This window comes from Limnochordia bacterium (genome assembly GCA_023230925.1).
In the GTDB taxonomy this organism is placed as follows: Bacteria; Bacillota; Limnochordia; order DUMW01; family DUMW01; genus JALNWK01.
This window is the reverse complement of sequence record JALNWK010000073.1, coordinates 1-10,414: the sequence shown is the minus strand read 5'-3', so window position 1 is coordinate 10,414 and position 10,414 is coordinate 1. Positions and strand designations below refer to the sequence as shown.

General features: G+C 49.5%; 8 protein-coding genes. 4 read left to right on the top strand and 4 right to left on the bottom strand.

Features of this window, described 5'->3' with window-relative positions:
• The first annotated feature begins 216 nt into the window (after positions 1 to 216).
• Positions 217 to 312, top strand: a complete 96-nt coding sequence (locus M0Q40_11730; GenBank protein MCK9223265.1) for a hypothetical protein — start codon at positions 217 to 219, stop codon at positions 310 to 312.
• A 409-nt stretch (positions 313 to 721) separates the two neighbouring features.
• Here M0Q40_11730 and M0Q40_11725 read toward each other — a convergent pair whose 3' ends face one another.
• Both M0Q40_11725 and M0Q40_11720 read right to left on the bottom strand, forming a co-directional pair.
• Positions 722 to 1,549, bottom strand: coding sequence for a LysM peptidoglycan-binding domain-containing protein (locus tag M0Q40_11725; protein MCK9223264.1), 828 nt, complete (start codon positions 1,547 to 1,549; stop codon positions 722 to 724).
• Positions 1,550 to 1,657: 108 nt separating this feature from the next.
• Complete coding sequence (locus M0Q40_11720) at positions 1,658 to 2,548, bottom strand: hypothetical protein (protein MCK9223263.1); 891 nt, start codon at positions 2,546 to 2,548, stop codon at positions 1,658 to 1,660.
• A gap of 134 nt (positions 2,549 to 2,682) precedes the next feature.
• Between M0Q40_11720 and M0Q40_11715 the strand changes: the two genes are divergently transcribed.
• The 3 genes from M0Q40_11715 (at position 2,683) to thrC (ending at position 7,311) form a co-directional block, all read left to right on the top strand.
• Entirely contained in the window at positions 2,683 to 2,940 is a 258-nt protein-coding gene (locus M0Q40_11715) for a hypothetical protein (GenBank protein MCK9223262.1), read from the top strand.
• 190 nt (positions 2,941 to 3,130) lie between these two features.
• Positions 3,131 to 5,776: a calcium-translocating P-type ATPase, PMCA-type gene (locus M0Q40_11710; GenBank protein MCK9223261.1), complete on the top strand. Its 2,646-nt coding sequence runs from the start codon at positions 3,131 to 3,133 to the stop codon at positions 5,774 to 5,776.
• A gap of 38 nt (positions 5,777 to 5,814) precedes the next feature.
• Positions 5,815 to 7,311 carry a threonine synthase gene (gene thrC / locus M0Q40_11705; GenBank protein ID MCK9223260.1) on the top strand — a complete coding sequence of 499 codons (1,497 nt, stop codon included), beginning with the start codon at positions 5,815 to 5,817 and terminating at the stop codon, positions 7,309 to 7,311.
• A 33-nt stretch (positions 7,312 to 7,344) separates the two neighbouring features.
• On the opposite strand, the gene M0Q40_11700 is transcribed toward thrC, so the two are convergent.
• The gene (locus M0Q40_11700) at positions 7,345 to 9,036 is read right to left on the bottom strand and encodes a hypothetical protein (protein MCK9223259.1); all 1,692 of its coding nucleotides are present in this window, start codon (positions 9,034 to 9,036) and stop codon (positions 7,345 to 7,347) included.
• A gap of 11 nt (positions 9,037 to 9,047) precedes the next feature.
• Positions 9,048 to 9,794: an ABC transporter ATP-binding protein gene (locus M0Q40_11695; protein MCK9223258.1), complete on the bottom strand. Its 747-nt coding sequence runs from the start codon at positions 9,792 to 9,794 to the stop codon at positions 9,048 to 9,050.
• Between the last annotated feature and the right edge of the window lie 620 nt (positions 9,795 to 10,414).

Sequence of the window (10,414 nt, the reverse complement as noted above, 5' to 3'; positions counted from 1 at the left end):
CCTCGAACGGTTCATGCCCTGGTCTCCCGAAATCCCCGACTATTGCCGTACACAGAAGAAAAACTAACAAGCATAACACAACCCCCACCCAGAAGGCCAGGTGGGGTCTTTTTTACGTTTACAAATAGCTGATGCTACGGTAGACTACAGAAAACGTCTAGAAGCCCGTGGATATCTGTAGACGCCCTACGAGAACTCGGTGCGGGTGGAAGCCAAATGTCTCGTTTTGCTCGCCGTGTTAAGGGTAAACGAAGCTGGAGTCGGGAAGGACTTGGCGCGATGATGGAGCTACTGTGTTGGCGCAATACCTGACGCCTACAGAAATTAACTGACAATGTTGTTGAGTTCATGCGCAAGATAAATCTCAGCCTAGGTTCACTAAAAGAAATAGCTGAGAAAGCGGTAAGGAAAGTAATGCGTAAGAATGTCTATGTACCCCGGACAGCCGTACACCCATTACCCGTGTAGGAAGGACATCATCGGGGGGGTATGTCGAACCTAATGTACAGACTCGACAAAGGTGGTATGCTTAGCAGCTGTTGAACCTACAGGAATTGGAGATGGAGCTAGTACCCGTGAATCGTTGACTCATACGATGACACATCGGGTGTTGGATGATCTAACCGTAGTGGTCACGAGTCTAGACAAGGATATGCGAAGAAAATTATCGTCGGTAGAAGACAGGCGTCAGGATTTGTCCTGACGCCTGTAATTCTTTGTGCTAGGGTATGCAGATTACTTGCCCTGGGAAGATCAAGCTAGGATTAGTAATCTGTGGATTGACCGCGAGGATAGCATTAACGGTGGTGCCAAAGCGCTGGGCGATGAAGAACAGTGTATCCCCTGGTACTACGGTATAAGCAAATGTTCCTGCTGGACAAACGGGTGGAGGTGGTGGACCCGCGCTCGGTATGCAGATTACCTGCCCTGGGAAAATCAAGTTGGGATTAGTAATCTGTGGATTGACCGCGAGGATAGCATTAACGGTGGTGCCAAAGCGCTGTGCTATCAAGAACAGTGTATCCCCTGGTACTACGGTATAAGCAAATGTTCCTGCTGGACAAACGGGTGGAGGTGGTGGACCCGCGCTTGGTATGCAGATTACCTGCCCTGGGAAAATCAAGTTGGGATTAGTAATCTGGGGGTTGACTGCGAGGATAGCATTAACGGTGGTGCCAAAGCGCTGGGCGATGAAAAAGAGGGTGTCCCCTGGTACCACGGTGTAAGCAAAGGTGCCTGATGGACAGACTGGTGGAGGAGGTGGAGCCGCACTTGGTATGCAGATCACTTGCCCTGGGAAAATCAGGTTAGGATTAGTAATCTGGGGGTTGACTGCGAGGATAGCATTAACGGTGGTGCCAAAGCGCTGGGCGATGAAAAAGAGGGTGTCCCCTGGTACCACGGTATAGGAAAATGTACCGGGGGGACAGACCTGCTGTGGTTGTATTTCCTGGGACGAGTACAAATAACCTTGGGGGATATTCCAGTAGGATTCTGGATAGGTAGCATACCCGAATACTGGGTAAGAGTCATAGACACTGGATGTCATTCGTTTCCCTTCCTTCCAAGATCCTGATATAAAGGTTTTTTCGCTATATGATATTGCAAATACAGCAAAAGTGTGAAGGAAGGTCTTCGGTTTATCGCAAAGGAAATCCTACCAATTGCGATCGTTATAATCAACGTCCCAATAGTTGTTGTTATCGGGGTCGTCTAGGATTTGTTGGATGCGGCTAATATGATATTCAGGTGCATTTAGCGCCTGAAGACATGCTAACTGGACTCTCAAAGCCTCCAATTCGGCCTCTTTGCCGAAATAGGTCCGTTGCTCCAAGTATTGGACTACATGGACTGTGTCGTGGACGATAATCGAAGCCAACCAATATACATCGGTGTTCTGTGAGCTTGGACCGATTACGAAGGTCCTAGTCCACACCTCTGCCCCCGAGCGTTGTCCTGCTTGGATCTTGCTTAGGGTGCCGTTGACTAAGGCAAAATGCTCGTAGCTTTGTTCATAAAGGAGTTCCATGCTTTCTGTTACTTTCCCCTTAAAAGAATCTGAACCGACTAGTTGGACGTTCAATTGCAGGGCTGGGCGCTTATGCTCTTCCTCAATGATCTCATCGATAGAAATAATATTTTCTCCAATGATCTGCCATCTACCCATGTATTGCAGGGTCAGTTGTACTTTTTTATGGGCGGCTATGGTAGAAGTTGCTCCCTCTGCTACTGATTGGATATTGAAGGTACACAGGGCAATGTTTGGCGCCAACTCCTCCACTTGGATATCATCAACGGTATAGACCGTATAGGCGTATTCTGTATAGAATGCTGATAGTTCCTCAAGAAGGTCAGCGTGTGTAACATCCATTGCTGTGGACCGATTGAAAGGATCGGTATGTAGCTGGACTATGCTTTCGATATCCCCCACACGGTAGCTCTCCCCAAGGACGCTGATTGTATCAGCCACATTTGCGGGCGACATCACAGTGGAAAGACAACCGGCAAGAAATAATAAGGAAAATACAACCATTAGTATGCGTTTCATATAGATCCCTCCTGTTATGGATATATTTCGTTTTGCTGTTATAGACTACCTCTTGGGAATTATCGGAAAACCGCACAGGTGGATGCTCCCATGCATAGGCTAAAACATAGCCTAAGAATACAGGGGGGAAAACTATGTGGCGTTATCAACAGGTACCATATCAGGGTTACGCACAGCCCTGGTCCTATCGGGGATATAATTATCCCTGTGGCTGTACGGGTGCCCCGGCGGCCAGCTATCACTCCCATGAGTCCACGCTCCAGGCTCTACGGGCCCATGAAGCAGCCTTGCTTGAAGGACTCAAGGCTGTACGGGGGGCTATTGAGGAAATGGAGGCGTTGGTGGAGCAAAAGGAAGCAAAAGCAGCTGATTCACAACCAGAGAAGGATTGACTTTGCCGAGGGAAGCAGGTAGAATATATGCGATAAAGGGGAGTAGCCGGCGGTAAGCCGCCTTGATAGAATCGTCATCCCGGTAAGTTTTACTTACTCGGTTCTATCGACCAGCAGTTTTGGTAGCGAGACCTTTGTTTTGGTGTATAACCAAGGCAAAGGTCTTTTTGTGTAAATGGGGGGACAGAACTTGAGTTGGCACGAAACCAGTATTGATGAAGCAGCATCTAGACTAAGGGTCAATCCAAATGAAGGTCTTAGCAAAGAGGAAGTAAGGGAGCGTATACAGCAGTACGGGCCCAATGAGATTACCAAGCAGAAGAAGCGAACGCTTCTGAGCCGCTTTATAGAGCAATTCGCGGATTTTCTCATTCTAATTTTGCTTGGTGCCAGCGTGGTGTCGTTTCTTGTGGGTGAGCCAGTGGATGCGATTGTCATTTTCGCGATCATTTTCATTAATGCGGTGTTAGGTCTAGCCCAGGAATTGAAAGCCGACCATGCCCTTGAAGCGTTGCAAGAAATGACCGCACCCCAGGCCAGTGTTCTGCGATGCGGTCAGATTGAACGGGTGCTAGCTAGTGAGGTTGTACCGGGGGATGTGGTGTTACTGTCAGCCGGGGATTATATACCGGCTGATGTGCGGTTGGTGGAGGCAAATAATCTGCAAGTGGACGAGGCTTCCTTGACGGGTGAGTCGGTGCCAGTGCTGAAGGATACAGAAAAGCTAGAGGCAGGAACCCCACTTGCTGAACGGAGCAACCTCGCCTATAGTGGTACGGTCATCACCAACGGCCGGGGCCGGGGTTTGGTTGTGGCCACGGGGATGAAAACGGAATTCGGTCAGATTGCAGGTCAACTCCAGGTGGCCAAGGAGGAACAGACCCCACTGCAGGTCAAGCTGGCTCAACTAGGCAAATGGATCGGGATCATTGTGCTGGTGGTCTGTGCCTTTGTGTTTCTGGCGAGTATCCTCCGGGGTGATGATTTGATCTACGCCTTTATGACCGCAATCAGTTTGGCGGTGGCGGCGATTCCTGAGGGCCTTCCTGCGGTGGTAACCATAGTCTTAGCCTTGGGTATCAAACGCATGGCGGAGCGTAACGTAATCGTGAGAAGGTTGCTTGCTGTAGAGACCCTAGGTACCACCACGGTGATTTGCTCGGATAAAACAGGGACCTTAACCCAAAACAGGATGACGGCAACAGCTGTCTATGTAGATGGAACGTTATTCGAAGTCGGTCAAAATGGAACGATCCAGTTAGCCGATGATGACTTACTGCTGTTGCTTAAGGCAGGAGCTTTATGTAATGATGCGAAGGTATGCCAAGGACAAGACATGATCCTAGGAGATCCCACTGAGGCAGCATTGCTCTTCTTAGCCCAAAGGGCCGGACTGGAGGGCGAGGAGCTCAATAACCGAGATCCTCGGGTCGCAGAACTGCCCTTTGACTCCGAGCGCAAACTCATGAGCACAGTTCATGCAGATAACGGACGTTATGTGGTCTATGTGAAGGGTGCCGTTGATCAACTGCTCCCGCGCTGTAGTGGTCTGCGGGTGTCCGATGAGATTGTTCCCATGACCAGCGATCAGTTGGCGAAGATCGAAGAAGCGAACACCCACATGGCCAACGACGCCCTTAGGGTCCTAGCTATTGCATATAAACGGATTGACCAGGTCCCCGTCGAATTAGAAAGTAGTTCCCTGGAGGAAGAACTAATTTTCTTAGGCCTAGTGGGGATGATTGATCCACCTAGGCAAGAGGCGATGGATGCCATTGCCCTATGTAAACGGGCGGGAATTCGACCGGTGATGATCACCGGAGATCACCGCGTTACAGCCCAGGCCATTGGCCGTAGGTTAGGAATGGTAAGTGAAGATGCTCAAGTGATCAGCGGCGATGAACTTGAGACCATGACTGATGAGGAATTGAAGGAAGCCGTCAAGAAAGTCAGCGTCTATGCGCGGGTATCCCCGGAGCATAAGGTACGTATTGTTGAGGCCCTTGCAGCCCATGGCCATATTGTGGCTATGACCGGGGACGGTGTCAATGATGCCTTAGCACTGAAAAGATCCCATATTGGTGTGGCCATGGGTCGAACCGGTACCGACGTAGCTAAGGGTACCGCGGATATGGTTCTTCGGGATGACAACTTCGCCAGTATTGTGGCCGCGGTTGAGGAAGGAAGGGTGATCTACGGGAATATCCGTAAATTCGTTTACTTCCTGCTGTCCTGTAACGTGGGAGAAGTATTGATTGTCTTTTTCTCGATCCTATTAGGATGGCCGGTTCCCCTATTGCCCTTGCAGTTGCTCTGGGTGAATTTGGTGACCGATTCCTTCCCAGCGCTATCCTTAGGGCTGGAAAAGGGCGAGCGAAATGTGATGGATATCCCACCCCGACCTACCGATGAGCCAATTATCGATCGGACCATGGCCATAGGAATTGTTAGCCAAGCGTTAGCCATCTGTGTGGTCACCCTTATCGCGTATTTCATTGGTCAGCAGCATGGTGGTGTGGAACTAGGTCGCACCATGGCCTTTGGCACATTGATCATGGGTGAACTCCTCCGTGCCCATGGGGTTCGGTCGGAGAGAACCTCGGTGTTTGCGATGTCGCCCTTGTCTAATCCGACGCTGTTTTGGTCGACCATTGTTTGTTTGGGGCTTTTAGGACTGGTGTTTTACGTGCCCGCTCTGCGCACCTTGTTCAAGCTTGTACCCGTTGGTGCGGGCAGGGTGCTCGAGATGTTTGTGCTCGCCCTAATTCCCTTGCTTGGTGCGGAATTACGAAAGTTAATCCTGCGAAGGAAACAGGAATCTAGTTCCACCATCTAGAATCTGTTAACCATTTGGATTGAGGGTGAGGTTTGCTGATGAGGTACAATAGCACACGGGGTAGCCGACCCATGGCCACCAGCAGTGAAGTGATCTTCCAGGGGATTGCCGCCGATGGTGGCCTGTTTATTCCCGAGGAGACTCCTAAGCTGACATTGCAGGAACTGGCGGCTTGTGGTAAATACGAGTATGCAGAGAGGGCCTATGAGATCTTAGGGCGGTTCCTTACCGATTTTACAGCCGATGAACTACAAGGCTGTATCACCAGGGCCTATAACTCCCAGAAGTTCTCCCATGGGGCGATCACGCCCTTGCATAAACTAGATGAACAAAGGTCCATCCTCGAGCTGTGGCATGGACCCACCTTTGCGTTTAAGGATCTGGCCTTGCAGATCCTGCCTCAGTTTATGATCACCGCGATGACGAAACTGGGGGTAACGGGAGAAGTGGTCATTCTTGTGGCCACCTCCGGTGACACAGGCAAGGCGGCTTTGGCTGGCTTTGAGGATGTAGGTAGTACCCGGATTATTGTCTTTTACCCGGCGGAGGGCGTTAGCACTATCCAGAAATGCCAAATGGTGACCCAAACGGGTAGCAATACCTTTGTGGTGGCGGTGGAAGGCAACTTCGATGCGGCCCAGCGGGGCGTAAAGGAAATCTTTACAGATCCCCACATGATTAGTCAGCTAGCTGACTGTAACAAGCATTTTTCCTCGGCAAACTCGATTAATTGGGGTCGACTTGTACCCCAGATTGTCTACTACTTCTCAGCCTACTTGGATCTGGTGCAGGCCGGTAGGATTGCCTTAGGGGACCGGATTAACGTGGTGGTACCCACGGGGAATTTCGGTAATATCCTGGCGGCTTACTATGCCCGGGGTATGGGTCTACCGATTGACCGGTTGATTACGGCTTCAAACAAGAATGATGTCATTGCCCAGTTCATCAACACTGGGGTCTATGATCGAAGGCGACCGTTTTTCCAGACCCTATCTCCTTCGATGGATATTCTTGTATCTAGTAACCTTGAGCGTTTGCTCTATGAGCTAACTGACCGTGATGCAAAGCTGATTAAAACATGGATGATGGAACTAGCCACGAAGGGCGCATACCAGGTGCCAGCTCGGGTTCTGAAGAGTATCCAAAGCATCTTCTGGGCTGGTGCATGTACCGACCAAAGGACCCTTACCACCATCAAGTCAGTATATGCCAATTATGGTTATGTTGTTGATCCCCATACCGCGGTGGCGTTGGATGTCTATGAGCAGTACGTAGAACAAACCCAGGATTCCACTCACACGGTGATCGCCAGCACCGCAAGTCCCCTCAAGTTTGTGGAAAGTGTAACCCAAGCGCTGTTCGGTTCCGAGGCACTAGTCGGGATGGATGAGTTTGAATTGATTAAGCTTTTGGAGGAGAGGACGGGCTTAACTGTTCCCCAAGGGCTTCAATCATTACAGAGAATGCCCCGAAGACACAAGCGCAAATGTCTACCACAGGAAATGCCCCAGGTGGTCATGGAGTTGCTTAAATAATGGAATTGCCGGGTGTTGCACCCGGCAATTTTACTAAAGATTCCTCATTAACCAATCAAGTTTCCGTATCGATACCTTTGCGGCGATAGCAGTGATCATCAATGTCTCAATCAGGAAAGCCACCAAGGTGATCCAGTTGACTGTGGTAGTGGAAAGCCCGGTAAACACGGAACCGCCCCAAGCCGGAAAACTAATAGTCCCGCCGAAGACTAACATGGCAGCGAAACCAAGGAACATACTCGATAGCATTTTCATAGTTCCCGATGTCTTTCCTGCGGTTCCTCCAAACTCAATCTTAATAGAGAAGTCCGGGAAGAGGATGTCCAGCATGAGCTCCACCGCGGCAACGGTGAGGTTAATCAAGATCACCGCGGGAATAGAGACATACAAAGGAAGAAGGGGCATTTCGGGGAAAAGAAAGAAGATGATCACCTGAAACAAAACACAGTAAAGGGCGGGTATCATTGTGGCATAGGCCATCTTTCCCCAATACATTGACTTTGGCTCAATGGGGTTACTGCACAAAAACCACCAATTCTTGCCCTCTCTACTGACAGAAAGCCCCCCTAGCTGTGAGATTAGGACGCTGCCCATAAAGGCAGGCATGATCAACAAAAGCACCCGCATGACCCAGATCTCTGTCATGCCCGGTTCCTCGGAGGGAGTGCTTGAAAGCAAATTGTAGACGAAGAATCCAAGCACAATACTTGTTACCGCCAGGTTATACCAGAGCAAAGGTTCCCTTTTGGCCAGTAGTAGCTCTTTGTGGATCACCGCGGTGCTGCTTTGCTTGGGCCAGAAGGAGAAGGTGCTTTTGTGCGCCTTCTTTACGGTTTTCCTAGGGCTATCGTCCTTGGTACCCCAACCAGCGAGAAAGAAAGAGCCCGACAGGTTAATTGCTAGATAACCCAGGATTAGGGTGGTCAGAACGAGGGGCAACCCATTGGCCCAGGGTGAGTAATCAAAGCTTGGGAGGAAGCTTAGAGCAAAGCGACTCATCCACAGATGGGGCAGGTAAGGGTTATTCCCAATGCCCCACTGACCCACCTGTTCCAGGAAGACCATTGGATCTTGGAGCTGCTCCTGCATCATGCGGGTGTTCATCATTTGAGAGCCAATCACAATGAGTAAAGCGGCCACAGAGGAAAGTCCGATGAAGAGTTGCTTTAAGCGTGCAGAGGGCACAAACCGCATGATCAAAAGAATTAACAAGGCAAGCACACTATGGATCAAAAGTGCTCCCAAGACCACCGCAAGTATTGCTGCGATATAGAAGGCGGCGGAAGCCGAGTTTTTCACCCCGTAAGCGATCCAGGCCGGTAGAATAAACATTGCAGCTGTAAGGAAATTGTACACAAAGGATCCCATGAACTTGGCGGCAAAGACAGTCCTGGTAGAGATGGGGTTAGAAAGCAGAAAGGGCAAGTCGCCGCTTTCGAAAATGCGTTCATATAGTATTTTGAGTCCCGTGGTGAGGATGAGAAAGAAAACCCCAAGGCACAAAAGACTTAATACCGATGCCTCGATGGTACGTACAAGACCCGGAAGCTCTACGGCTGCCTCATCTAAGTAGGTGAATACTCCATAAATTCCTCTGCCAATAGTGAAGGCTAAGGCTATCCATACGGCGACCACAAGAAGGACCTTCATTTTGGCCTTAGGTTCCCTTAAGGAGTTTTTGGTTTGCAGCCATTGGTAGCGAATCAAAAGTGCTAGTGAGCTCATCATTCCACCCCCTATTCCTCGTTGTTATTGGATGTAAGCTCTAGGAAAAGGTCTTCTAGACTGATGGGTTTGCCCGTTTCCACATGCTGTGCTCCCTCACGAAGCTCGTCAATGCTGCCGAGGGCGATCAGCTTACCAGCTTGGATAATGCCCACCCGGTCACACATTTGTTCAGCGATTTCTAAAATGTGAGTAGACATGAAGACAGTTCCGCCAGTGTTGGTGAAATCCCTGAGGATATCCTTGATTAACCGTGCGCTTTTGGGATCTAAACCAACGGTGGGTTCATCGAGGAACAACACCTTAGGCTGCCCTAAAAGGGCTGCGGAAAGACAGACCTTTTGCTTCATTCCGTGGGAAAATCCACCGCATAATTCATCGGCTCGATCACTTAGTTCAAACAAGTCAAGATATTCCTCGATACGCCGCGTTGCTTCTGCCTGCTCAATCTTTCGTAGTTGTGCGGCAAACTGTAAGAATTCCCTAGCGGTCAGCTTATCATAGATATTGGGCGAATCTGGAACAAAGGCCATCTGTCCCTTGGCCATAACAGGCTGCTCTTGTACGTTAATACCCGCGATGATTGCGGAGCCCGATGTCGGTGTAAGTAGTCCGGTGAGCATCTTGATCGTCGTTGTTTTACCGGCTCCGTTCGGCCCAAGAAAGCCAAATAGTTCACCGGCGTGCACATGTAAAGAAACTTGGTCACATGCAGTTAGACTACCGTATTTTTTGGTTAACCCGTCGGCAATGATCATAGTAAACTCCTTTCGGTGGATGGCAATAATGAGGATTATTAAAACATAAGATACTAAGACATTTTTATCATTAATGTCCTTGGACGTCAAGCTTGCGCAGAAGGTAAGGGCTTTAACGTCTCCAATCAGACATAGCTGGCCCTATTCAAAAGGACAAGCCAATTTGAAATAACGTCAAGATTTATGTAGTACCATTTTTTGCTCATTTATTATATATTAGAAGTAGATCAAAGGACCAAGGAAGGTGCGATAGAGGAGCGGCCCAACTGATGCTGGCGCATCTTGTGCGACTAGGCTATCTACTAGACTGGTATCATAAGCGGATCTGGTATCCTGCTGCCCCTGCAAAAGGCAAGTCCACCCATTTGCTCATAACCAAAAGGGGTTGATCAACTTCTAGCCAAGCGTAGTGATCCTTGAAAAGAAAAACCAATCTAAGGAGGAGAGGAACCATATGAATTTGGGCCGACGAGTATATGGTATGACAGGCTTTCTCATCGGGCGTATTTAGTTATTGGGGGGAGAAGAGTTGGTCATCAAATCTTCCGTTTACCCAATCCAAACGTAGGTGAAGTAGATGGTTGAACCCTTCCTCACTCCAGCGCATACCCACTCCTTTG

Coding starts and splice junctions, on each gene's coding strand:
- M0Q40_11720 (MCK9223263.1), bottom strand. CDS start 2,548: ATGAAACGCATACTAATGGTTGTATTTTCCTTATTATTTCTTGCCGGT.
- M0Q40_11700 (MCK9223259.1), bottom strand. CDS start 9,036: ATGAGCTCACTAGCACTTTTGATTCGCTACCAATGGCTGCAAACCAAA.
- M0Q40_11715 (MCK9223262.1), top strand. CDS start 2,683: ATGTGGCGTTATCAACAGGTACCATATCAGGGTTACGCACAGCCCTGG.
- M0Q40_11725 (MCK9223264.1), bottom strand. CDS start 1,549: ATGACATCCAGTGTCTATGACTCTTACCCAGTATTCGGGTATGCTACC.
- M0Q40_11695 (MCK9223258.1), bottom strand. CDS start 9,794: ATGATCATTGCCGACGGGTTAACCAAAAAATACGGTAGTCTAACTGCA.
- thrC (MCK9223260.1), top strand. CDS start 5,815: ATGAGGTACAATAGCACACGGGGTAGCCGACCCATGGCCACCAGCAGT.
- M0Q40_11730 (MCK9223265.1), top strand. CDS start 217: ATGTCTCGTTTTGCTCGCCGTGTTAAGGGTAAACGAAGCTGGAGTCGG.